Genomic DNA, 25,251 nt, shown 5'->3' on the forward strand with positions numbered 1-25,251 from the left:
TAAAGAGAAATGAAAAAATTAACTCTATTATATCTAACAGGAATACTTTTAGGAGGTATGACTTCTTGTTCCAAAGATTTTGAAGAAATCAATACGAATCCGAATGTTGTTGAAAAACCAAATCCGAATTATATTTTCAGCAAAGCGCAATTGGATGGCTTAAACAACAATTATTTTGCAACCAATATTTTGGAATGTGGCGGTATGTTGCAGCATTATGCAACTTACAAAGAAGCTTCAGGAGCTGGAGACAAATACCTTAGCAATGAGGTTTATTACTCTGCTTATTTCAATCAGGCATATCCAACCGGAATAAATGAAACTGAAATTGTTATTGAGACTGTAAAAGGCAATCCAACTGACAGCAACAAACTTAATATTGCCAGAATCTGGAGAGCTTATTTGTATCACAGAATTACAGATTTGTATGGAGATATTCCTTATTCTCAAGCTGCAAAAGCAAACAGTTCATCTGTTTTTCTTCCAAAATATGACACTCAGGAATCAATTTATAAAGATTTACTAAAAGAACTAGATGAAGCTGCAACGGCTTTGGATGCATCAAAAGCAAGTTTTGGAAAAGCAGACTTTTTATATGACGGCGATGTAGCAAAATGGAAAAAATTCTCTTATTCGTTAATGCTTCGTTTAGGAATGAGATTAACTAAAGTTGACCCTGCATTGGCAAAAACTTGGGTTACAAAAGCAATTGCAGGAGGCGTAATCATAAACGGAACGGATAACGCTGTTATGCGCTATACTGACGGACCAAATGATATTAACAGAAACCCTGTTGGATTTGATTCAAGAAGACAAGATTTTACAGCAGGATCATATGGACAGAAAAATGTTGAAGGCGGAAAATTAGGCAAAACATTTATCGATTTATTAAAATCAATGGCTGATCCTAGAATTAGTGTTTATTCAGGTGTTTGGCAAGGAACAACTCAAAATACATCACTTGCAGTTCAAAAAGGTTTTCCTAACGGAACTAAAACGGCTCCAACACCAGCCGAACAAGGTACTTATTCGGAACCAAATCAAAGTACGGTTTTCAAATATGATGCACCTCTTATGGTAATCAGTAATGCTGAAACTAATTTATTATTGGCCGAAGCTGCTGCAAGAGGCTGGTACACTAATGAAACAGATAAAGATTTATATGAAAAAGGTGTAAAAGCTTCGTTCCTAAACATGGCAATTTATGGACCGAGTTATGCAATAACTGATGCAACACCTTATTTAACGCTAAATCCATTCAATACAGCAGGTTCTTTTGAGGCAAAAATGAATCAAATTCATACTCAAATTTACATAGCACTTTTTGTAGATGAGCAAGAGGTCTATTCTAACTGGAGACGAACTGGCTATCCAGTTTTAGTTCCGGTAAATTTTCCAGGAAATGTCACAAATGGCACAATTCCAAGACGATTCAAATATCCAACAAGTGAATATTCTGTGAATTCAACTAACTTAGCAGAAGCAGTTAAGCGTCAGGGTGAAGACAATTTCACAACAAAAATCTGGTGGGATAAATAATAAAATTTCAGATAATGAGCATTATAATTCTTACGGCATGTATTGCATTTTTAATCCTTCAAATCGCTTGGTTTAAAATCAATCCGTTTATTGCCTTTATCATTACAGCTTTGCTGGCAGGCCTATTTTTAGGTCTGCCAATAAACACTTTGTCGCAAACAGTTCAAAAAGGTTTGGGCGAAATGTTAGGTTCGATCACCTTAATTATCGTTTTCGGAACCTGTATTGGCAAACTTGCCGTTTCATCTGGCGCGGCAAATGTCATTGCAAAAACAGTTATGGGATGGACAGGCAAAAAACACGTTCGCCTAGGATTAATGATTACCGGATTTATTGTTGGAATACCTCTATTTTATAGTGTTGGTTTTGTTTTGTTAGTTCCCTTAATCTTTTCAGTAGCCCATCAATTTAAGCTTTCAAAAGTATATCTCGGAATCCCAATGCTGGCGTCGCTTTCAGTAGCACACGGTTTTTTGCCTCCACATCCTTCCCCTATGGCGTTGAGCAGCATTTTAAAAGCTGATATTGGCCTAGTCTTAATTTACGGAATTATCATTGCTGTTCCTACTATTTTTATTGCCGGTTTATTGTTTTCTAATTTGCTGAAAAACATTAAAACCGAATCAGATCATGAAATAATAAATGTAGAAGAAGTTGTTAACGAAGGTAAATTGCCAAGTTTTTCCATTAGTTTATTCTCCGCTTTATTTCCAGTTTTTGGTTTGACAATTACTTCTTTATTGCCATTAATTACAAGAAATGAATCTGTAAATAATATCTGCAAAACAATAGGAGACCCCAGTATAATTATGCTGATTTCCCTTCTTCTTTGCACCTGTACATTAGGTATAAGAATGAATCGAAGTCTGGCTTCTGTAATGGACGATTATGCAATCGCAATAAAAGACGTTGCTTTAATTGTTTTAATCGTAGGCGGAGCAGGAAGCTTAAAAGAAGTTATGATTGTAAGCGGTGTAAACGAAACCATCGTTACCGCTTTAACTCAAACCAATATTCATCCTTATTTACTCGCTTGGTTAATAGCGGCAATTATTCGCGTTTGCGTTGGTTCGGCCACCGCAGCCGGTTTAATGACTGCCAGCGTTTTATTACCTTTGTTACAAGTGAACGATCTGGATTCCAACTTATTAGTATTGGCAGTTGGAGCCGGAAGCCTAATGTGTTCACATGTAAACGATCCAGGTTTTTGGATGTTCAAAGAATATTTTAATACCAGTCTGAAAGATACTTTTAAATCCTGGACCGTAATGGAATCCTTGGTATCTGTTTTAGGAATCATTTTCGTTTTTATTTTAAACTCTATAATACATTAATATCATGAATTTATTACCTCAAGAAAAATTTGAAACACTTGGTTTGTCATTACCACCAGCGCCTCAGCCGCTTGGCATTTACAAACCTTATTTAGTTGATGGTAAATATTTATACCTGTCTGGTCACGGTCCGGTTCGGGATGACAAATCCTTAATCATTGGCAGAATTGGCGATGAAATGGATATTGAAGATGGAAAACTAGCAGCAAGACAAGTCGGTTTAACAATGCTTTCTACCATCGTAACTAATTTTGGAAGCTTGAATAAAGTAAAAAGAGTTATTAAAGTGCTTGGAATGGTAAACTGCAATGGTGAATTTTTAAGACACCCATATGTGATAAACGGCTGCAGCGAATTATTTGCTGAAGTTTGGGGTCAAGAAAACGGAATTGGAGTACGAAGCGCCGTTGGAATGGGCTCTTTACCAGATAATATTCCTGTAGAAGTTGAAGCCGTTTTCGAATTATTTTAGATTAAAGAATTTAGCATACAGATTTTTTTAACACATAGCAACATAGTTTTTTAACTTATAAATAAGGATATCAAAAAAGCTAGCTTTTAACACATAGTGACTATGTGCATTTATGCAAGTGAAACGCCTTTTTTCAACACTTTCAAAAACTATGTTTCTATGGGTTAAAAATTAAACGTCATGTGAATAAATCAATAATCAGTGGCAAAAAAAAGACAACAATGAAGACAACAACATCACAAACAAGAATAGCAACTTTTGGAGAATTATTACTCCGAATGAGTGTAACCGATGGAAACCGGTTTACACAGGCCAATGAAATAAAAATACATGTTGGAGGCGCCGAAGCAAATGTTTGTGTTTTACTTTCGCAACTAGGAATCCAAACCGATTATATTACAAGATTACCTCAAAATGATTTGGCTCAATTAGCCATAAACGAACTTCAAAAACATAAAGTCAACACTTCAAAATGTGTTTATGGAGGCGAACGTTTGGGATTATATTTTGTCGAATCCGGAAATCAAATCAGACAATCACAGGTTATTTACGACCGAAGCAATTCATCTTTTGCAACAATTCAACCAGATCAAATTGATTGGGAAACCGCATTAGAAAATGCAACTCATTTTCACTGGTCAGGAATAAGTCCTGGTGTTTCTTACGAAGCTGGACTTGTCTGCAAAGAAGGAATTTTGGCCGCTCATAAAAAAGGATTGCCAATTTCTTCTGATTTTAATTATCGTTCCAAATTATGGCAATACGGAAAAAAACCTTCTGAAATAATGCCCGATTTGCTTCAATACAGCACAATGACTGTAGCCGATTTAGATGCGATTGAAATTTACTTCGGAATAAAAACCGACAAAAATGAATCCGATGAAAATCGTTTTCAAAAAACTTTTGAATTACTAAAAAAAGAGATGCCATTTCTAAAAACACTCGCAATGAGTTTTAGAAAATCAGATGGACCGGCACATTTATACAAAGGCTTACTGATGCATGAGGGCAATTTTTATGAAACCAAAGAACATAAAATACACATTGTAACAGACCAAATTGGTTCTGGCGATGCTTTTAATGCCGGATTACTTTATGGTTTATCCAATAAATTATCGGGTCAGGAATGCATTGAATGGGCAACAGCCTGCGGTGTAATCAAACAAAGCATACATGGCGATTTTGCCATAACCAGTCTTGCCGAAATAAATCATTTTATGGAAAACGGCTCAAGCAACAGAATTAACAGATAATAAATTACCCCAAATATGTACAGCATTTTAAAAGCTCAAGGCGTGCTTCCGCTAGTAACACAAATCAACATTGAAACAGCTAAAATTGTTTTGCAATCGGCTGCTGATTCAGGAATAAAAATAATTGAGTTTGCCGCACGCGCAGATGATGCAAAAGAAGTATTTAGTCAAATGATCGAGTTTAAAAAAGCTAAAAATTTAGATGTTAAACTGGCCGTTGGATCTATTTTAAGCGTTGAAGATGCCGAAACATTCATAAACCTAGGAGCAGATTGTATTGTTTGTCCGCATACCGATTCGGAAATTGGAAATTATTGTTTTAAAAACAATATTTACTGGATTCCCGGCGCTGCTACTTTAAACGAAGTGCTTCATGCCAATAAATTAGGAGCCGAAGTTGTAAAACTTTTTCCTGCTGATAAAATTGGCGGACCTGGATATGTAAAAGCAATCAAAGCTCCATTTCCGAATTTAAAAATAATGCCAACCGGAGGCGTAACTTTAGAAGAAAGCAATTTAAAATCTTGGTTCAAATCTGGAGTTGTGTGTGTGGGAATTGGATCTAATTTGTTTTCGAAAGAAATGCTTTTAAATTTAAATTACGAGCAGTCACTGAAAGCTTTTCGGGATTTAATTGAAGTTGTAGAAAAAACCAGAAACTAAGTTATGCAAGAAAATTGGTGGAAAATAAATTCCGAAATCCGTGTTGACACTCCGTTTATTGCTGTTTATGAAAATCGCATGCAGCACAATATCGAGCGTCTAATTGAAGCTGTAAATGGTGAAGTTCAAAATTTAAGGCCTCATATCAAAACGCATAAAATTGGCGAAATTCTGGAATTGTTCAAAACATACGGAATCAATAAAATAAAATGCGCCACAATTGCTGAAGCAGAATTGGCCGCTATTCATGGAATTTCGGATATTCTTCTCGCCTATCAGCCCGTCGGAAATAAAAAAGAAAGATGGATTTCTCTTATTCAGAAATACCCAAAAAGTACTTTTTCAACTATAACTGATAATTTAGATTCGGCGAAAGCCTTAAATGAAATTGCTCAAAAAAACAATTTATCGCTAACCGTTTATTTGGATTTAAATACCGGAATGAACAGAACCGGAATTGCAATTTCTGAAAATTGGATTGCTTTGACAGACGAAATTCTGAAATTAAAAAACATTCATTTTGCGGGAATTCATATTTATGACGGTCATTTAAAAGGAACTTTAGAAGATCGAATTACTGCAGCTTCAAATTCTTTTTTCAGTATAAATGAAAAACTAAAAACGATTCAGGAAAAACTAGATTATGAATTAAAAATAGTTGCCGGGGGATCGAATACATTCCCATTTTATGCTTCAGAAAAAAATGTAGAATGCAGTCCGGGAACTTTCGTTTTCTGGGATTCAAATTATCAGATTCATCTTTCTGAACAAAAATTTGAACCAGCATTTGTTATTGTTGGAACAATTATTTCAAAACCAACAAATTCTACTTTTTGTATCGATATTGGCTACAAAGCCGTTTCTTCAGAAAATCCAATTGATAAACGTTTGGTCATTTTGAATGATGAAAATCTGATTCCGACTGCTCATTCAGAAGAGCATTTAATTATTGAAAACAAAGGAACAAATCAGTATGCAATCGGAGATATTATTTACGCAATTCCGTATCATGTTTGCCCAACTTGCGCACTTTATGATTCGGTTCAAGTTGTGAATTCGGCACATGAAATTTGTGATGAATGGAAAGTTGCCGCCCGAAGTAGAAAAATTAATATATAAAATTAAGTTCAAACGGATATGTTTATACTAGACGCCCATTTAGACCTGAGCATGAATGCGATGGAATGGAATAGAGATTTACGAAATGATGTTCCCACTTTGCGTCATTTAGAAAAAGGAATGACAGATAAACCAGATCGTGAGCGCGCGACGGTTTCTTTTCCTGATTTGCGACGCGGCAATATCGGGATTGTTGTAGCAACTCAAATTGCACGATTTGTAAAACCAGACAGCATTATTCCGGGCTGGAATTCTCCTGAGCAGGCTTGGGCACAAACTCAAGGGCAAATTGCGTGGTACAAAACCATGGAAGAAGCTGGAGAAATGACGCAGATTACAGATAAAAAATCACTTCAAAAACAAATTGATTTATGGAATGACGGAACGCCAAATGATAAAAAACCAATTGGCTATATCCTGAGTTTAGAAGGCGCCGATTCAATTATCGATATTTCTTATTTAGAGAAAGCCTACAATTACGGATTACGCGCAATTGGTCCTGCACATTACGGCCCTGGACGCTATGCAAACGGAACTGATGCAACAGGAAAAATGAATCAGAATGGTCTCGATTTATTAAAAGAAATGGAGCGTTTGAATATTATTTTGGATGCTACGCATTTATGCGATGATGCTTTTTGGCAGGCATTAGATCATTATCACGGCCCCGTTTGGGCAAGTCATAATAATTGCAGAAGTCTGGTTGACCATAATCGTCAATACAGCGATGAAATGATAAAAGCATTAATTTCAAGAGGAGCCGTTATTGGCGGTGCTTTAGATGCTTGGATGTTAGTTCCGAATTGGGAAAGAGGCGTTTCTACTCCAAAAGGAACAAATTGCAATCTAGAAACCGTTTTTAAACATATGGATCACATTTGCCAATTGGCAGGAAATGCAGATCATATCGGAATTGGTTCTGATCTTGACGGCGCTTTTGGTACAGAACAATCTCCGTATGATTTAAATACCATTGCCGATTTGCAGAAACTAGTTCCGATATTTAAAAACAACGGCTATTCTGATGAAGATTTAGAGAAAATCTTTCACCAAAACTGGATTAATTTTTTAATGAAAAACTGGGATTAAATAAAAACTAAACTTGGAACTGCCTTCTTATACGATTTTAATTTTTCGTCACCCGGATCAACTTCCGTAACTACGTAATCAACTTCAGATAAGTTGGCAATTTTCATTTTTAAAACGGTGTCTAATTTTTCAGAAATAGTCAAAATTGCAGTTTTTTCAGAAGCCTGAATCATTGCTTTTTTAACCTGAACTGTTTCCCAGTCAGAATCTGAGAAACCGCCTTCGATATCCAAGGCATTAGTTCCTAATATTAATAAATCAACTTTAATATTAGCCAATTGATTATAGACATCACCGCTCACACACATTTGGCTGTAAGAGGAGATACTGCCGCCAATCATGATAATTTTGACATTAGGTTTATCTAGAAGTTCAACTGCAGACAAAACAGTAACCGTAAAAATAGTAAGATTTAAATCATTCGGAATTAAACGGATAAACTCTCTAATTGTAGTTCCGCCTCCAATCAAAAGAACCATCCCGTCACGAAGAAGTCCTAATGTTTTTTGCGCAATAATTTGTTTTGATTCGCCGGCATAAGTTTGATTTGATGAAGAGTGATGGTACGCTTTTGTCATTGCACCGCCTTTCACCTTAATCAATAAAGAGTCTGCTTCAAGTTCATTAATATCACGTCTAACAGTATCTTCTGAAACAAATAATTTGGCAGAAAGTGTTTCAAAACTTACACGAGTGTGCAGGTTAATCTCTTTTAAAATAAGATTTTTTCGTTCTTCCTTAGTGTAATTTACCAATTCATTTTCATTATTCATGCCAATATATTTTTTAAACAAATGTAAACAAATAATGCAATATTATTGCGAAACAAATTATAACACAATGTAATAAAAAAGTTAACTGACCAATTTTAAAGACATTTATAGACTGAATTGCTTTGCATATTTTTTGCAAAAAGAAATTTCCAAATATTAAATTTGCCAGTAACCTCAATAACTGAACAGTAACCAGCCATGAAAAAAAACATCTTTCTCTTTTTACTATTTTGCTGTTTTATCGGAAAAGCCCAAAACACTACTCGAAATACATCCATTATTCCTGCACCAAATTCATACCAAGCGACTGGCGACAGTATAATTTTGAGTGGAAAAATAAAAGTTGTTTTTGAAAACAATAAATACAGTGCAAAAGAACTTAAAACAGCACAAATTTTTGAAGCGGTTGTAAACGGAAATTTACCAGCAAAAAAAAGTCCAATTGAAGTTTTGTTTGTTGCCAAAAATCCATCATCGGCAAGTGAAGAATCTTATAAAATTTCTATTTCTTCTAAAAAAATTATAGTCACAGGTTCTGAAGAAGGATTATTTTATGCTGTACAAAGTCTCTTGCAACTTTTACCAAATAAACCATCAGATAAAAAGGAAATAAAACTGCCTTGCATAAGCGTTGAAGACGCGCCACGATACGCATACCGAGGATTACACCTCGATGTTTGCCGTCACTTTTTCTCCGTTGATGCTATAAAAGATTTTATTGCACAAATGTCTAGTTATAAGTTAAACAACTTTCATTGGCACTTAACTGATGATCAGGGCTGGCGAATTGAAATAAAAAAGTATCCGAAACTTACCGAAGTCGGTTCCAAAAGAGCACAGACTTTAGTCGGAAATAAATTTGAAAGATCACCACTTTTTTTTGACGGAAATCCATATGGCGGATTTTACACGCAAGAAGAAATCAAAGACGTTGTAAAATTTGCCGAAGCACATTATGTAAATATTATTCCCGAAATTGAAATGCCTGGTCACGCAACTGCGGCGATAACCGCTTATCCAAATTTATCTTGTTTTCCAGAAAGAACTTATAAAGTTGTCGAAACATGGGGTGTTTTTGAAGATATTTTTTGCGCCGGAAAAGAGGAAACTTTTACTTTTTTAGAAGATGTTTTAACCGAAGTTATAGCTTTATTTCCGAGTAAATATATTCATATTGGGGGAGACGAATGTCCGAAAGCAAGATGGAAAGAATGTCCGAATTGCCAAAAAAGAATTAAGGATCTAGGTTTGAAAAACGAACATGAATTACAAAGTTACTTAACAACAAGAATAGAGAAATTCCTAAACGCAAACGGCAGGCAAATTCTAGGCTGGGATGAAATGCTTGAAGGCGGTTTAGCACCAAATGCAGCCGTAATGTCTTGGCGAGGCGAATCGGGGGGCATCAGCGCGGCGAAACAAAAACATAATGTAATCATGAATCCGGAGCAAGTTCTTTATCTGGATTATAATCAAGGATATTCGCCCCAAGAACCTTTAACAATTGGTCGATTAACGACTGTTGAAAAAATCTATAATTATAATCCAACTCCTGTTGACAGCTTAACTATTGAAGAACAGAAATACATTTGGGGAGTTCAGTCTAATCTTTGGTCAGAATATTTGACAAGTCCGGCCAAATTAAACTATATGCTTTATCCTAGATTATTTGCTTTGGCAGAAATTGCATGGACGCAACCTCAAAATAAAAGTTACAATCATTTTATTTTGAATCAGATGCCGTATCATTTAGAAAAATTAGAGCAGCAAAAAAGGCTTTACAAAGTTCCAACGCCTTTTGGATCTAATGAAACTGCCATAATTGCATCAAAATATATTTTAGATTTAAAACCAACAATTAAAAACACACAGATTTTCTATACGATTGATGGATACAATCCTGATGAAACTGCAGAATTTTATACCAAACCCGTAATTGTAAATATTCCAAAAGGCGAATATCGAATTATAAAAATAGTCCAAATAAGCCCAAGCGGACGAAGAAGTTCTATCAGCAAAATATTGGTTAGAAATCCTGATTTAAAATCGGCTTTGGCCATAAAACCAACTAAAAAAGGGTTGAAATATGATTATTATACCGGAACATTTCAGCAGGTTCAAGATTTAGAACTTATAAAACCTGTCAATTCAGGCATATTTGAAGGAGCAATCAGCAGTGAAAAATGGAAAACAAAAACGGAACGTTATATAGGCTTAAAATTCGACGGATATATCTTTATTCCAGAAACAGCAAATTACACCATTTCAACGCTTTCAGACGACGGATCGAAGCTTTTTATAGATAACGAATTAGTTGTGAATAACGACGGCATTCATTGGCTAAACGAAGCTTATGGAGCTGTTAAACTCGAAAAAGGATTTCACAAACTCAACATCAGTTATTTTGATCAAATTGGCGGAACTACCTTAACCTGTTTTATTCAGCAGGAAGGAAAAGAAAAACAGGAAATTAGCGAATCAAATTTATATTACGAATAAGACATAAAAAAAGCATCCCGTCAGGAGACGGAATGCTTTTTTTTATTTAAAACTAAAAAATGTTTTTTAGATTATCCTTTCAAGCTTGCTGCTAAATATTCACGATTCATACGTGCAATATTTTCAAGAGAAATCCCTTTAGGACATTCAACTTCACAAGCTCCAGTATTTGTACAGTTTCCAAAACCTTCCAAATCCATTTGGTGAACCATGTTTAGTACACGATCCGTTGCTTCAACTTTACCTTGAGGCAATAATGCATATTGAGAAACTTTTGCAGCAACGAATAACATTGCTGAAGAGTTTTTACAAGTTGCAACACAAGCTCCACAACCAATACAAGCAGCGGCATCAAATGATTTATCTGCATCATCTTTTGGAATAGGAATAGTATTAGCATCGATCGTATTTCCCGAAGTATTTACAGAGATAAATCCTCCTGCGTGTTGAATTCTGTCAAAAGAACTTCTGTCAACAACTAAATCTTTAATTACTGGAAAAGCTTTTGCTCTAAATGGCTCAATAAAAATTGTATCGCCATCTTTAAACATACGCATGTGTAACTGACAAGTTGTAACACCTCTATCTGGTCCATGTGCTTCTCCGTTGATGAATAAAGAACACATTCCGCAGATTCCTTCACGACAATCGTGGTCAAATGCTACAGGTTCTTCTCCTTTATTGATTAGACCTTCGTTAAGAACATCTAACATTTCAAGGAAAGACATATCTGGTTCGATTCCATCGATAGGATATTCTACAATCCCTCCTTTATCTTGAGCGTTTTTTTGACGCCATATTTTTAATGTAAGTTTCATACCTTTTTCGTTTGAAAGTCATAAAGTCGAAAGTCGAAAGTCGCTTGGCACATTTTGCCTTTTGACTTTAAGACTTTGGCTTTCGACCAAATTCTTATTTATAACTTCTTTGAACTAATTTAATGTTTTCGTAATTAAGAGGTTCTTTGTGTAGCACGGCATCACTTGGTTTTCCTTTGTATTCCCAAGCTGCAACATATGCAAAGTTTTCGTCGTCACGAAGTGCTTCTCCTTCTTCTGTTTGGTACTCCTCACGGAAATGACCACCACAAGATTCATTACGGTGTAAAGCATCTTTCGCGAACAATTCTCCTAATTCTAAGAAATCGGCAACACGAGTCGCTTTCTCTAATTCCTGATTAAATTCGTTAGCACTTCCAGGAACTTTTACATCTCTATAAAACTCTTCACGTAAAGCAGCGATTTCTTCGATAGCCTCAGTTAAACCTTTAGCATTACGAGCCATACCTACTTTATCCCACATAATTTTTCCCAACTTTTTGTGGAAATAATCTACAGAATGAGTTCCTTTATTATTGATAAATTTCTCAATTTGATCTTTAACTGCTTTTTCAGCCTCAACGAATTCTGGTAAATCTGTAGAAATTGGCCCCATTTTAATATCCGGAGCTAAATAATCCCCAATAGTATATGGTAATACGAAATATCCATCAGCTAAACCTTGCATTAAAGCAGAAGCTCCAAGTCTGTTTGCTCCGTGATCAGAGAAGTTCGATTCTCCAATTGAGAAACATCCAGGAATTGTAGTCATTAAGTTATAATCAACCCAAGTACCACCCATTGTGTAGTGAACCGCTGGGTAAATCATCATTGGCGTTACATATGGATCTTCGTCAACAATTTTCAAGTACATTTGGAATAAGTTTCCGTATTTACTTTTTACGATTGCTGTTCCTAATTTAGTAACTAAAGCAGAATCATTGGCATCTAAACCTTTTACGTAAGCTTCTTCAGTTCCGTAACGTTTGATTGCTGCTGCAAAATCCAGGTAAACTGCTTCTCCAGTTTTGTTAACTCCAAAACCAGCATCGCATCTTTCTTTAGCTGCACGAGATGCAACGTCACGAGGAACTAAGTTACCAAACGCAGGATATCTTCTTTCTAAGAAATAATCTCTTTCTTCTTCAGATAAATCCGTTGCTTTTTTCTTTCCTTCACGGATAGCTTTTGCATCCTCAAGGTTTTTTGGTACCCAAATACGACCATCATTACGTAACGATTCAGACATCAAAGTCAGTTTTGACTGGTGATCTCCTGAAACCGGAATACATGTTGGGTGAATTTGTGTATAACAAGGATTTGCAAAAAAAGCTCCTTTTTTATGAATTTTCCAAGCTGCTGTTGCGTTACTTCCCATAGCATTAGTTGAAAGGAAAAATACGTTTCCGTATCCTCCAGAACCAATTACTACGGCGTGAGCAGAATGTCTTTCTATTTCTCCAGTGATTAAGTTACGAGCAATAATACCTCTCGCTTTTCCGTTCACGATTACAATGTCAAGCATTTCGTGACGGTTGTACATTTTAATTTTTCCACGACCAATCTGACGGTTCATTGCAGAATAAGCTCCTAACAATAATTGCTGTCCAGTTTGTCCTTGTGCGTAGAATGTACGAGAAACCAAAGTTCCTCCAAAAGAACGGTTATCTAAAAGTCCGCCATATTCACGAGCCAATGGCACCCCTTGAGCCACACACTGGTCAATAATATTTGCAGAAACTTCAGCCAAACGATGAACGTTTGCCTCACGTGCACGGTAGTCACCACCTTTTACAGTATCGTAAAACAATCTGTAAACTGAGTCACCGTCACCCTTATAGTTTTTTGCTGCATTGATACCTCCTTGTGCCGCGATTGAGTGCGCACGACGTGGAGAATCTTGGAAGCAAAATGCTTTTACGTTATATCCTAACTCAGCTAAAGTAGCTGCCGCAGAACCTCCAGCTAAACCAGTACCAACAACGATAATATCTAAATTACGTTTGTTAGCAGGGTTTACCAAATTAATATGATCTTTATAATTTGTCCATTTGTCCGCTATAGGACCATTTGGAATTTTTGAATCTAATGCCATTATAATTGATATTAATTATTGAAATGATGAAATAATGCGATAATTACGAAAAGCGCTGGTACAATAACTGCAAACCAGTAACCTACTTTACTTAAGAATCTTGAATATTTGTTGTGCATCCCCATTGATTGAAGAGAAGATGCAAACCCATGCCATAAATGGAATCCTAAAAGCACAAAAGCCACACAATACAATCCTGTACGAATTGGATCATGAAATTTATGAACTAACTCTCCATAATACCTTGTAGCATCTGGCGCTGTACCTGCAATATACTTATAGGAAACTTCAGGAAACCAGAAATCATAAAAGTGCAATCCTAAGAAAGCCAAAATAACCAATCCAGAAATAATCATATTTCTAGAACTCCAAGAAGCGTTTGCCGCTCCATTGTATTTTGCATAAGCAATTGGTCTTGCTGCGCTGTTTTGAGCTGTAAGTACAAATCCCATTACAAAGTGGAAAATTACTCCAAATGCCAAAATTGGCTGCATTACATACTGGATCAGCGGATTGTATCCCATAAAGTGAGAAGCTTCATTGAAAACATCTTCACTAATAATAGAAATGAAATTTAAGGAAACATGCAGCGCTAAAAACGTGATTAAGAATATTCCCGAAAGAGCCATAGCCACTTTCTTTAAGATGGAAGCATTCAACTGTGCAGATTGTGCCATAAGTGTTAAGTAGTTTGTTTTAAAAAATTACACAAAAATAACTCAAATACAAAAGAACTACAACCATTTCGTTGTTATTTATAATCATTTTAAAATAGGTTACGCATAAGTATTTTTACGTATAAATTCAGTATGGCAAATCTAAAAAATTGCTTTACAGTATCTTTCATCTAATTTTAATACGTATTCAGATTACTAAAAATTTATCATATTGTTATTTTATTCAAAGTTTTGATTTGTTTTCTTCAAAAGTGCCGGCCGTGCTTAATTTTATCTAAGCAAAAAATTGTCATTCCATAACATAGTTTTACCTTTAGCGGCTCAAAAAAATAAGAATGAAAACAGGAATTGATGCTATCTCTTTTGATGTAGCAAACATACATTTACCCATAAAAACTTTGGCAGTTGCCAGAAATATTGAACCAGAAAAATTAGAAAAAGGTCTTGGATTACTAAAAATGACTTTTCCAGACGTTCATCAGGATGCGGTTGTTTTTGGTGCAAATGCTTTAACAAAACTAGTCCTTGATAATAAAATTAATCTTAAGGAAATAAGCCGAATCTATGTTGGTACTGAAAGCGGCATCGACAGTTCAAAACCAATTGCTTCATATTTAATTAATTTAATGGAGCAAAAATTTGGAGAAGATTCATTAGCAGAGTGCGATGTTGTCGATTTTACTTTTGCTTGTATTGGCGGAGTTGACGCTTTACAAAACTGTCTTGATTTTGTAAAATTAAACCCAGCTAAAAAAGCAATTGTTGTTGCAACTGATTTTGCAAAATATGATTTGAATTCAGGTGGAGAATATACGCAAGGTGCCGGCGCCGTTGCTATGTTAGTAACTGCAAACCCAAAAATTATTGCTTTTGATGATAATTGGGCAACAAGCACAAAAGGTGTTTTTGATTTCTTCAAACCATATAGAACTATTTCTAAAGAAGAAATTACTCAAAACACAAACAACGAGTCTTGGTTCGACAATTTAGAAGCTGAAATCGAAATTCACAAAGATCAACCGGTTTTTGACGGACAATATTCGAATCAATGTTATATGGATCGTACGCGTAATGCTTACTTTTCATTCAAAAAATTAAAAAGTACTACTGAAACTTTATACAACACTTGGCATAGTATTATAATGCACTTGCCATATTCTTTCCAAGGAAGAAGAATGCTATCTGAAATTTACGCTTTAGATAGCGCCGAGAAAATTATTGCTGATGAAATTGCGCCAGCCGATTATCAGACAAAAATTAAAGAGGTGGCAAAATCGGAAGATTACAGAAGTTTTGTAACCGAGAAATTACAACCTGCAGAATTGGCTTCATCATTAATTGGAAATCTTTACACAGGTTCTATTTTTATGGGATTGTTATCGACTTTGGCTCATTTTTATGATACAAACAAAGAAGTTGCCGGAAGTAAATTTGGTTTCTTGGCCTACGGAAGCGGATCGAAATCAAAAGTTTTTGAAGGAACAATTCAACCAGAATGGAAATCTGCTTTAGAAAATGTGAAACTTTTTGAAAATTTAGCTGAAAGTGTAGAAATTGATTTCAGTACTTACGAAAGTCTTCATAAAAAAGAGCAAAAACAAAGCGTAAGAACTCCAAAAAACGAATGGGTTTTAGATAGAATTGAAAAAGAAATTCCTAATTTGATTGGAGCGAGATATTATAAATGGGTTGACTAGGTTAAATTCCAATAAAAAAATCCAAATTCTAACAAAAAACCGAAGCAAAATGCTTCGGTTTTTTGTTTTTATATCCACACCGTTTGTCATCCTGAATCGAAGGACAAACTAAGTAACTCCGCAACAATAATCCAATCTTTATCAAGCAACTAACGCGTCCTTCGACTTCGCTCAGGATGACAAGATCGTGCTAAAAACCTTTGTCAAAGTTTAAAACTTTGACAAAGATCGTGACACATAAAGCAACAACCCCAATCCTAAAACAAAAATTGCACAACTCAAAAACATCAAAATTCCATTTTTCAAAACAAAAAAAGAAAATCCAACAGCAACCGAGCCAACAATTACCATTAAAGATTTCAAAGTTTCTGTTTTTATAAAAGTAAAGGCGTGCAAAGCCAAACCAAGAAAAAGCAAAGATGGACCAACAATAACGAAAGGATACAAAATACTTGGCGAATTACTAATTTGGTGACTTAATGCTTCTTTTGCAATTTCGCTATTTCCGTAACTTGACATTATAAAATCTATTGTGCAAAGACCAATATGGGCAATAACTCCCAAAGTTGTCAAAACAGAAGCTGCTTTATTGGTTTTTGTTTTAGAAAATGCATCATTAAACGACAACAAAAAACAAGCTCCTATCAAATTAAGCCAATGCGCAAAATCTATCGACGCATTGAAACTTGGAAAAATGTTAGAAAAGAATAAATAACTGGCTAAGAAAAATAGCAATCCGATCGTGCAAAAATGTTTTGTTTTCATAATTTGTTTTAAAAATTGATGAAGCAAAACTAAAATGAAAATTTATCCGAAAGCCTTATTTTATTGACTTAGGTACGAAATACATTGTTTTAGGTACAAAATTACAATGCCAACAAAACATCTTTATAATTTCTCGAAACTGGAAGTTCAATTTGAGTCAATATAATCGTATTTGCATTTTTCCAAGATTTAAAATGCGATGGATTTATTATATGGGAACGATGAATTTGCACTAAAAAACCAAAATCGTCCTGAATTTTTTTTAGTGAGGAACGAATTAGTTTAGAATGGAGTTTTCCGTTTTCAATATAAAAAATCTCCACATAATTTTGTGCATTCGAAATACATACCAAATCTGTTTTTTTGATTTTCAGAATATCTAATCTGTTCTCTCCTTTAAATAGCAAAACATCGTCCGTTATCGGAATTAGTTTGATTAAATATCTTCTAGCCAGAATAATTACGGGAGTCAAAATCAAAGCGACTTTTATAAATATTACCGAACAGAATTCTAAAAAATCATATCCGCCATTTAAAATTGGACTTTTATAAAAAGTAAAAACTCCAATTAAATACAGTACATGAAACAGAAAAATGGCTGTTATTTCTAAACCGATATTCCATTTTCCAATTCTTTCATAAAAGCTATTCTGAACAACAGCTAAAAGACCATAACATAAAAACGCCATTATACTAAATCCAAAACTAATAAAAAACCAAGCTCTGAAATTTACTGTTCCGTCGTCAAACGGCTTTATTATGAAAGCAAAAATGAAAAGCCATAAAGCAATCAGTAAACTGATTACAAGATTATGTTTTATGGAAATATTTAGCTGTTTCATTTATTTATAAATCGTAAACTTATTATGACTCAAAGTAAAACCAAGATTCTCATAAATCGCGACATTCTCTATTCGTTTTTTATTTGTCGTCACCTCGATGCTTTTTAAATTATTCTCATCTGCAAAATTGAAAATTTCATTCATCAATAACCGTCCAACGCCGTGACCACGATATTTTTGATGAATAAAAAATTCCTGAATTTCACCAACCAATCCGCAATGATGGAGAAGATTTTGTGTATGAAAACTAATAAAGCCTAATTCTTCAATTTCGTTTTCGGCAGTTAGATAAAGATTTTTGGGGTTTGAAATGTTTTCATTAAAGATTGTTTCGAAAACTTCAAAATCTAAAATTTCGTTTTCGAGTTCGCAGATTGATTTGTAGACGAAGTCTAGATCCTTTTTTTCTACTTTTCTGATTTGAATCTTCAACATCTCTTAGTTATAAATTTCCATAAACCACAATATAATCAGCATAAGATAATTTATCTTTTAACCAGCTTTCCACTTCTTGTAAAAAGGTTTTTACATTTTCATTATCACTTTCAATTCCATTTATTTTTTCTAAAATTAGCTTGCAGGCCTTATTATCAAAAAAATTATGACCTGTAACATCAAATGTTTCCTGTTCAACATTATTAGAAGCGTCGAGCATAGGAAAAACAGATTCAAAATCTTTTAAAACAATATTAAAATCTTCTGTCGAAATAAAAACATCATTTCTTTTTTCTGTCTTATAAAATTCTCCCTTCAAATTTTCTGGCCATAAAATAAAACCGATTTTTGAAACGGGATTATTTCCTGTGGCTATAACAATTAGCTTTTGATTAATTCTTTCAATTGCTTTTGTCACATCCCGATTACAAATTTGATATTCCTTTTTTGCAATTTCTTCTTTACATTCAGTTTTCTCACAAATCTCTCTAATGTTTTCATTATGAAAATCTTGTTCGGAGAGCACAACATCATTATTGTTCTTTTTAAGAAGCTGAATTGCTTTGGCTAAAGGAATTGAGATTTTACTTCTTAATATTTTTACACTTTCGTCCATTCTTCATTACAAATATTCATTCAACCCAAGTCGTTCAAATTTCTGTTTATATTTTTGAAAATATTTATTCCAATCCTCTTGATTTTTATAAACAGAAAAAGCATAATCAACGGTTTCTTTACTGAAATGATTTCCAAAAATATTATCTAAATATTCTATTCCAGAATCGATCACTTGTTTTAAAACCTGTAGTTTATCAATTCCAGTTGCTTTACAGGCTTTATCCAGCCACAATCCTTTTCCAATTTTCACATATTCTACAAGAAGATTTTCTGTTATAAATTGAGAAGGAACATCGTTGATATCTGGCTCATATCTTCCGTTTTTAAAAACTAACAGAATTAGTTCTTCAGAATAATATTCCTCTGGAATTAATCTCAGCATTGTGCCGTTTTCTGCGGCTTTAAAAGAAAGTTCTTTAGTGATAAATTCATCAGGAATTACCTGAATCGCAAAACCATCTTTATTGACTAATTTTTCACAAAGTTCAGAAGTTATGAAATCCTGATCAATAAAAGACAAAGCATAAAAAGTGATATTTAATGCCAGATTGCAAAGTTCTTCGGTTTTAAACTGCTTCGGAACCAGTTTAAGATCCCTATAATTTGCCAAAACACGCTCACGCCAATATTTATAAGTTTTAGCGGGCGGATTATTTTGTTTTAAAACCAATTCGCCTCTTGCTAAATCTCGTTCTAATTCTTCAAATGTTTCAATTAATAGATTATCTAATAATTTCCTGAGTTCGTTTGAGATAATTTCGTCGCCCGTTTCATCATCATATTCGCATTCGTTTTTCGGATCAATTTCATCTCTGTCATTATAATAAAACAAGTCATTTTTTCTTTCTGTAAATGTTGTATTGTGATCAGTAACAATAAAAACAGGAGAATCTATCAAACCAATACAATTAAAATTACCATGATTGTAATATGTCATCACAACTTCTTTTGCTTGAATATTACCTTTAACTTCTACATTGGCGCCACCTAGTAATAAACTTTGGCATTTTACATTTCCGTTAATAAAAGTATACGGTCCATAATCACCCTCAGCATTGATAATTGAACCTCCGACAGAAAAATTTCCATTTATAAAAATCCCGTCAATTCTTATTTCATCAATTTTTTTAACTGGAAGATTTAGCAATTTGGCAAGCCATTTTTTATCTTTTTCTTCATAAAGGTCTAAATAAAAATTTCCCTCAAGTGATACATCTCCTTCAGATGTAAGAAAATGATCTTCATCTTCCCAATCCCCAAATAAATCAAAACTTTCATTGTCAATTAAGAAAGGATATTTGATTTTGATTTCAGCTATTGTAATTAATTTAAAATCTCCCTTGCTCATTTGTATTATAAATTTTTAATATTATAAAAATGTAAATTTAGCCCATATAATTAAAATCTTACAATTTATTTGAAATATTCAATTACAAATGACTTCTTCTCTATAATTCGCGGTTAAGCAAACGAGAAAAAAATTAGAACCAAAACAAATAATAAAACTTTAAGAAATCAATTTCGTGCTGTTTACTGAAAAAACGTAATTTTGAAATTCGAAGTTCAAAAACTAAGTTATTATGAAATATCATCAAATAAACAGCGCTCTTTTTGTAAAAAACCGCAGAAAGTTCATGGCTGAAATGAAACCTAATTCGGTTGCAGTATTCAACTCAAATGACATTTACCCAATTAGTGCCGACAGTACTTTGCCGTTTGCACAACACAGAGACATTTTTTATCTGAGCGGTGTAGATCAGGAAGAAAGTGTTTTGCTTTTGTTTCCGGATGCGCCTTATGAAAACCAAAGAGAAATTCTTTTTTTAAGAGAAACCAATGACCATATTGCAGTTTGGGAAGGTGAAAAACTGACTAAAGAACGTGCTTTTCAGGTTTCGGGAATTAGAACGGTTTATTGGTTGCAAGATTTTCATAAAGTTTTGAACGAAATGATGACGTATGCTGATACAATGTACATCAATACTAACGAACATTATCGTGCGACTGTAGAAACAGAAACTCGTGAGGCTCGTTTTGTAAAATGGTGGAAAGAACGTTATCCAGCACACAACGTGGCAAAAAGTAATCCGATTTTACAAAGACTTCGTTCTGTAAAAGAAAGCGAAGAAATCGATTTGATTCAGCACGCTTGTGATATTACAGAAAAAGGTTTCCGTAGATTATTAGGATTCGTAAAACCAAATGTTACCGAATATGAAATCGAAGCGGAACTGGCTCATGAATTCATCCGTAACCGTTCTAAAGGTTTTGCTTACACGCCAATTATTGCTTCTGGAAACAATGCGAATGTTTTACATTATATCGAAAACAATCAGCAATGTAAAGACGGAGATTTGATTTTGTTGGACGTTGCTGCTGAATATGCAAATTATTCAAGCGATATGACGAGAACAATTCCAGTTTCTGGACGTTTTTCTGAGCGTCAAAAAGCGGTTTATAATGCTGTTTTAAGAGTTAAAAACGAAGCTACAAAAATGCTTACGCCAGGAACACTTTGGAAACAATATCATTTTGAAGTGGGTAAAATCATGACTTCTGAATTATTAGGTTTAGGTTTATTAGACAAAGCTGATGTTCAGAACGAAAATCCAGAATGGCCAGCGTATAAAAAATACTTCATGCACGGAACTTCTCACCACATGGGATTGGACACGCACGATTACGGACTGTTGCACGAGCCAATGAAACCAAATATGGTTTTTACAGTTGAGCCGGGAATTTATATTCCAGCAGAAAAATTCGGAATTCGTTTGGAAGACAATGTTGTCGTTCAGGAAAAAGGCGAACCTTTTAACTTAATGAGAAATATTCCAGTTGAAGTTGAAGAAATCGAAACGTTGATGAATTCATAAATAAAAAAAAGAGGCTGTCCGAAAAATATTGGACAGCCTCTTTGGCTTTTATACCTCACTTTATTATGCCTCAGCGGGGCATAATATTTATAGAAATTTAATTCCGTAAACAAGAAAAGCTCCATAGGAGCGAAATATATAGCGGCTATTGAAAAACATGTCGCTCCCATGGAGCTTATGATCTAAACATTTATCCTTTGCTATAAATATTTCGCTTCTCTGAAGCTTACAAATAAAAAGAGCTGTCCATTTAAGACAGCTCTTTTAAATTTTATAATCGTTTATTATCCGATTTTCGAAATCTGTAAATCCAATTGAAATTTGCCGTCAGCTTCGTTTCCGTTAATTAGTTCAAAAAGCTCTAAAGCTCTTCTTGCGTTTTTCTCTTCTTCTCTTTGCTCAGCCACATACCACATCATAAAATCTTCTGTAGCATAATCATTCTCAGCTCTACATTTTGCGATTACTTTATTGATTGCCTGAGTAACTGCAATTTCGTTTTGCAAAGCAATTTCAAATACTTCTCTAAAAGAAGCAAATTCTTGCTGCACTTCTGGAACAGATGGCGTAATTGCAATCCCTCCCATATCTGTAATATATTTGAAAACTTTTAGGAAATGTTCTCTTTCTTCTTCGGCTTGCTTGTAGAAGTAAGATGCTGTATTGGCATAACCGTTTCTATCCAACCATGCAGCCATAGCTAAATATTTGTTAGAAGCGTCGCTTTCTATTTTTGCCTGTAAGTTCAATATATTTTCGATTCCTTCAACTAATGAAGTACTTGTTCTTAGTAAATCTTTCATAACCTTTAATTTTTATACGTGTAAAATTACAAAAATTAAAGACGGCAACTCTAAGTGCTTGAAAATTTGGATTTAATCTAAGTAAGAATCTAAATAAGCTCTACGTTGACAGTATTGCAAAGCAAAGAGTGTAAAGTAAGGGTGAATTTAGTTCCGTTTAATAAATCTCTCAATTGCACTATTTCGCAGATTGTAAGATTTCGGGAAAAATTTCTTTTAGTAGTTTCAATTAACTGTGCATCTGACTGATCTGACAAGTCATAAAGCATATTCAAAATGTCAACGCTATTAACCTTTCTTTGAAAAATCAAAAAATCATGAATTTTATAACTCGACACTGTATCAACAAAATTGATAATTATACTATTGGTCAAATCACATTGATAACTGTATCCTTTTTCGGTTTCAAATAATACTTTGGTGGTCAAATCACTAACTAATGCCATTCTGATAAAATATAATAACGGTGCAAAAATATAGAATTTAAAGTAATTAAACACGTAATTAAGACTAATTTAAAATAACAAAATCACTTAATGTTCTTAAAAACAGCCGAAGTACATCAAAAACTGTAACATTCTACAGCATTATTAGTCTAATTTGAAAAACAAAAAATTCAGAAATCATGCAAGCACACGAAATAGATTATCAAATTTTTGGAGAAGAAATGCAATATGTCGAAATAGAACTGGATCCACAAGAAATAGTAATCGCAGAAGCAGGTAGTTTTATGATGATGGAAAACAACATTCAGATGGAAACCATTTTTGGCGACGGATCAAACCAACAAGCTGGTTCGGGACTATTTGGTAAACTGTTAAATGCCGGAAAAAGAGTTCTTACGGGTGAAAGCCTATTCATGACAGCATTTTTAAACCAAGGCAACACCAAAAGCAAAGTTTCCTTTGCGTCCCCTTATCCAGGAAAAATTCTTCCAATTGACTTAACCCAATTTCAAGGCAAATTTATTTGTCAAAAAAGTTCGTTCTTATGTGCCGCAAAAGGCGTTTCAGTAGGAATCGAATTTTCTCAAAAATTGGGCCGAGGCCTTTTCGGTGGTGAAGGATTCATCATGCAAAAGATAGAAGGAGACGGAATGGCATTTGTACATTCTGGCGGAACAATGGCTAAAAAAGAACTAGCCTCTGGAGAAGTACTAAAAGTAGATACGGGTTGTATTATAGGTTTTACCAAAGATGTCGATTATGATATTGAATTTATTGGTGGCATCAAAAATTCTATTTTTGGCGGCGAAGGTTTGTTTTATGCTACTCTTCGCGGTCCCGGAACGGTTTATATACAATCTTTACCTTTCTCTAGATTGGCTGACCGTATTATTGCATCGGCACCACGATCCGGAGGAAACAGTCGCGATGAAGGAAGCCTCTTAGGCGGATTAGGAAATCTTTTAGATGGAGACAATCGTTTTTAATTTTTATAAATGTATAATTAACGGCTTTCAGAAATGAAGGCCATTTTTTTTGAACTCAATTACTTATATTTTTTGACTCCAATAAACTTATATTTCCTATATGATTCTTCAATTATTACCTTTGCGTTTTACATTTTAAACTATCATTTTGAAAAACATTCTATATAAAAACACCAAAATATCTTTTACAGATTCAGGAAAAGGAAATGCAATTGTTATGTTACACGGCTTTTTAGAAAATAAAAAAATGTGGAAAGAGTATGTTGAACTTTTCTCAGAAAAAAATCGTGTTATTACCATCGATTTACTAGGTCATGGGGAATCTGATTGTTTGGGATATGTTCATGAAATGGAGGAAAATGCCAATGCTGTAAACGAAGTTTTGAAACATTTAAATATCGAAAAAGCAACAATTCTCGGGCATTCAATGGGTGGATATGTTGGTTTGGCTTTCGCCGAATTATTTCCAGATAGAATCAAAAAATTAATTTTACTGAATTCCACTTCAAAAGAAGACAGCGCCGAAAAAAAGCTAAACAGAACGCGCGCCATAAAAGCTGTTAAACAAAATTATGTGGGTTTTGTGAGTTTAGCGATTGCAAATTTATTTAGCGAAAACAACAGAATTCGTCTGGCAAATGAAATTGAAAAAGTAAAGGAAGAGGCTTTAAAAACACCTTTACAGGGAATTGTAGCGTCACTCGAAGGAATGAAAATCAGAAAAGACAGAGAATGGCTTTTACACGAAAGCCGTTTTCCGGTTTTATTGATTTTGGGCAAAAAAGACCCAGTTCTAAATTACGAAGATAGTTTAGCGCAAATCGAAGATACAACTGCAGAATTAGTTTCATTTGAAGACGGTCACATGAGCCATATTGAAAACAAAGAAGCACTAAAAACAGTTTTAACCGATTTTTTCAGTTAAAAAAATAAAACAAATTAAAATCAGAAAAGGCCGTTTCGAATAAACATCGAAAACAGCCTTTTCTTCCTTTTGTGGGGGCAAAAAATTATAATTTGGCAACTATGTCTTTCTTAAATTTCTACAAAGTCACTCACGTTAATCCAAGATTTACTTTTAATTATTCTTTGTTGAAGATCCCATTATTCACATTCTCAGGCGCATTATAAATTCTGCTCTTATCTTCCCTAAATCGATTTTCCTTTAAGATGCTTCAAAGATATTTTAATTAACATAATTGTACGATAAACACTTGTTAAAAAAAAACTCTGCGCAATCATTTGAATCACTTTTATTTATAGCATAATTATTGGCTTTTTTTTAAAGAAAATGCGTAAAAAAAAACAACAGAAAAAAAAGATTTATTGAAAATAATAACATTTTGTTCCATAAAATTCATTTTTAATAGCCGTATATGTCAGTACAGCTTATCCTAGGAAGTATTTTTATAAAGATGAATAAATAATTGCACTGTTTAATAAATACGATTTAAT

23 protein-coding genes are annotated in these 25,251 nt (G+C 34.1%); 12 read left to right on the plus strand and 11 right to left on the minus strand.

Features of this window, described 5'->3' with window-relative positions; genetic code table 11:
- Window positions 1-9 precede the first annotated feature (9 nt).
- From ACWA1B_RS00920 to ACWA1B_RS00950, 7 genes are all read left to right on the plus strand, one after another.
- The gene (locus tag ACWA1B_RS00920) at window positions 10-1,539 is read left to right on the plus strand and encodes a SusD/RagB family nutrient-binding outer membrane lipoprotein (protein WP_456903931.1); all 1,530 of its coding nucleotides are present in this window, start codon (window positions 10-12) and stop codon (window positions 1,537-1,539) included.
- Window positions 1,540-1,553: 14 nt separating this feature from the next.
- Window positions 1,554-2,873, plus strand: coding sequence for a GntP family permease (locus tag ACWA1B_RS00925; RefSeq protein WP_456903933.1), 1,320 nt, complete (start codon window positions 1,554-1,556; stop codon window positions 2,871-2,873).
- Between the two features lie 4 nt (window positions 2,874-2,877).
- Window positions 2,878-3,345 (plus strand): RidA family protein, encoded by a 468-nt coding sequence (locus ACWA1B_RS00930; protein WP_456903935.1) that lies wholly within the window; start codon window positions 2,878-2,880, stop codon window positions 3,343-3,345.
- A gap of 221 nt (window positions 3,346-3,566) precedes the next feature.
- On the plus strand, window positions 3,567-4,598 hold the full coding sequence (locus tag ACWA1B_RS00935) for a PfkB family carbohydrate kinase (RefSeq protein ID WP_456903937.1): 1,032 nt from the start codon (window positions 3,567-3,569) through the stop codon (window positions 4,596-4,598).
- A 15-nt stretch (window positions 4,599-4,613) separates the two neighbouring features.
- Window positions 4,614-5,261: a beta/alpha barrel domain-containing protein gene (locus tag ACWA1B_RS00940; protein ID WP_456903939.1), complete on the plus strand. Its 648-nt coding sequence runs from the start codon at window positions 4,614-4,616 to the stop codon at window positions 5,259-5,261.
- Between the two features lie 3 nt (window positions 5,262-5,264).
- Window positions 5,265-6,380 carry a D-TA family PLP-dependent enzyme gene (locus ACWA1B_RS00945; protein ID WP_456903941.1) on the plus strand — a complete coding sequence of 372 codons (1,116 nt, stop codon included), beginning with the start codon at window positions 5,265-5,267 and terminating at the stop codon, window positions 6,378-6,380.
- A gap of 18 nt (window positions 6,381-6,398) precedes the next feature.
- Entirely contained in the window at window positions 6,399-7,469 is a 1,071-nt protein-coding gene (locus tag ACWA1B_RS00950; protein WP_456903942.1) for a dipeptidase, read from the plus strand.
- Here the strand turns inward: ACWA1B_RS00950 and ACWA1B_RS00955 are convergent.
- Complete coding sequence (locus tag ACWA1B_RS00955; protein ID WP_456903944.1) at window positions 7,466-8,242, minus strand: DeoR/GlpR family DNA-binding transcription regulator; 777 nt, start codon at window positions 8,240-8,242, stop codon at window positions 7,466-7,468. The two genes, ACWA1B_RS00950 and ACWA1B_RS00955, sit on opposite strands and share 4 nt — an antisense overlap.
- A gap of 198 nt (window positions 8,243-8,440) precedes the next feature.
- Between ACWA1B_RS00955 and ACWA1B_RS00960 the strand changes: the two genes are divergently transcribed.
- Window positions 8,441-10,741 (plus strand): family 20 glycosylhydrolase, encoded by a 2,301-nt coding sequence (locus tag ACWA1B_RS00960; RefSeq protein ID WP_456903945.1) that lies wholly within the window; start codon window positions 8,441-8,443, stop codon window positions 10,739-10,741.
- A gap of 71 nt (window positions 10,742-10,812) precedes the next feature.
- On the opposite strand, the gene ACWA1B_RS00965 is transcribed toward ACWA1B_RS00960, so the two are convergent.
- The 3 genes from ACWA1B_RS00965 to ACWA1B_RS00975 all read right to left on the minus strand — a co-directional run bounded on the left by ACWA1B_RS00965 (window position 10,813) and on the right by ACWA1B_RS00975 (window position 14,331).
- A complete protein-coding gene (locus ACWA1B_RS00965) occupies window positions 10,813-11,559 on the minus strand; it encodes a succinate dehydrogenase/fumarate reductase iron-sulfur subunit (protein ID WP_456903946.1) in 747 nt (248 codons plus the stop codon).
- Window positions 11,560-11,653: 94 nt separating this feature from the next.
- Window positions 11,654-13,654 carry a fumarate reductase/succinate dehydrogenase flavoprotein subunit gene (locus ACWA1B_RS00970; protein WP_456903948.1) on the minus strand — a complete coding sequence of 667 codons (2,001 nt, stop codon included), beginning with the start codon at window positions 13,652-13,654 and terminating at the stop codon, window positions 11,654-11,656.
- An 11-nt stretch (window positions 13,655-13,665) separates the two neighbouring features.
- Entirely contained in the window at window positions 13,666-14,331 is a 666-nt protein-coding gene (locus ACWA1B_RS00975) for a succinate dehydrogenase cytochrome b subunit (RefSeq protein WP_456903949.1), read from the minus strand.
- A gap of 335 nt (window positions 14,332-14,666) precedes the next feature.
- On the opposite strand from ACWA1B_RS00975, the gene ACWA1B_RS00980 reads away from it, so the two are divergent.
- On the plus strand, window positions 14,667-16,028 hold the full coding sequence (locus ACWA1B_RS00980; RefSeq protein ID WP_456903951.1) for a hydroxymethylglutaryl-CoA synthase family protein: 1,362 nt from the start codon (window positions 14,667-14,669) through the stop codon (window positions 16,026-16,028).
- Between the two features lie 210 nt (window positions 16,029-16,238).
- Here ACWA1B_RS00980 and ACWA1B_RS00985 read toward each other — a convergent pair whose 3' ends face one another.
- From ACWA1B_RS00985 to ACWA1B_RS01005, 5 genes are all read right to left on the minus strand, one after another.
- Window positions 16,239-16,793, minus strand: coding sequence for a hypothetical protein (locus tag ACWA1B_RS00985; RefSeq protein WP_456903953.1), 555 nt, complete (start codon window positions 16,791-16,793; stop codon window positions 16,239-16,241).
- A gap of 101 nt (window positions 16,794-16,894) precedes the next feature.
- Complete coding sequence (locus ACWA1B_RS00990) at window positions 16,895-17,635, minus strand: LytTR family transcriptional regulator DNA-binding domain-containing protein (RefSeq protein ID WP_456903955.1); 741 nt, start codon at window positions 17,633-17,635, stop codon at window positions 16,895-16,897.
- Window positions 17,636-18,070, minus strand: coding sequence for a GNAT family N-acetyltransferase (locus ACWA1B_RS00995; protein ID WP_456903957.1), 435 nt, complete (start codon window positions 18,068-18,070; stop codon window positions 17,636-17,638).
- 7 nt (window positions 18,071-18,077) lie between these two features.
- Complete coding sequence (locus ACWA1B_RS01000; RefSeq protein WP_456903958.1) at window positions 18,078-18,686, minus strand: hypothetical protein; 609 nt, start codon at window positions 18,684-18,686, stop codon at window positions 18,078-18,080.
- Between the two features lie 6 nt (window positions 18,687-18,692).
- Window positions 18,693-20,036 carry a polymer-forming cytoskeletal protein gene (locus tag ACWA1B_RS01005; protein ID WP_456903960.1) on the minus strand — a complete coding sequence of 448 codons (1,344 nt, stop codon included), beginning with the start codon at window positions 20,034-20,036 and terminating at the stop codon, window positions 18,693-18,695.
- Between the two features lie 232 nt (window positions 20,037-20,268).
- On the opposite strand from ACWA1B_RS01005, the gene ACWA1B_RS01010 reads away from it, so the two are divergent.
- On the plus strand, window positions 20,269-21,561 hold the full coding sequence (locus ACWA1B_RS01010) for an aminopeptidase P family protein (RefSeq protein ID WP_456903961.1): 1,293 nt from the start codon (window positions 20,269-20,271) through the stop codon (window positions 21,559-21,561).
- A gap of 284 nt (window positions 21,562-21,845) precedes the next feature.
- Here the strand turns inward: ACWA1B_RS01010 and ACWA1B_RS01015 are convergent, their stop codons facing one another.
- Together ACWA1B_RS01015 and ACWA1B_RS01020 are read right to left on the minus strand one after the other, a co-directional pair.
- On the minus strand, window positions 21,846-22,364 hold the full coding sequence (locus ACWA1B_RS01015) for a ferritin (RefSeq protein WP_456903963.1): 519 nt from the start codon (window positions 22,362-22,364) through the stop codon (window positions 21,846-21,848).
- An 89-nt stretch (window positions 22,365-22,453) separates the two neighbouring features.
- Window positions 22,454-22,810 carry a hypothetical protein gene (locus tag ACWA1B_RS01020; protein ID WP_042565526.1) on the minus strand — a complete coding sequence of 119 codons (357 nt, stop codon included), beginning with the start codon at window positions 22,808-22,810 and terminating at the stop codon, window positions 22,454-22,456.
- A 179-nt stretch (window positions 22,811-22,989) separates the two neighbouring features.
- Here ACWA1B_RS01020 and ACWA1B_RS01025 point away from each other — a divergent pair, with 179 nt between their 5' ends.
- Both ACWA1B_RS01025 and ACWA1B_RS01030 read left to right on the plus strand, forming a co-directional pair.
- Window positions 22,990-23,796: a TIGR00266 family protein gene (locus ACWA1B_RS01025; RefSeq protein WP_456903965.1), complete on the plus strand. Its 807-nt coding sequence runs from the start codon at window positions 22,990-22,992 to the stop codon at window positions 23,794-23,796.
- A gap of 148 nt (window positions 23,797-23,944) precedes the next feature.
- Window positions 23,945-24,721, plus strand: a complete 777-nt coding sequence (locus ACWA1B_RS01030) for an alpha/beta fold hydrolase (protein WP_456903967.1) — start codon at window positions 23,945-23,947, stop codon at window positions 24,719-24,721.
- Window positions 24,722-25,251: the final 530 nt, after the last annotated feature.

The organism is Flavobacterium xizangense, from assembly GCF_054075145.1.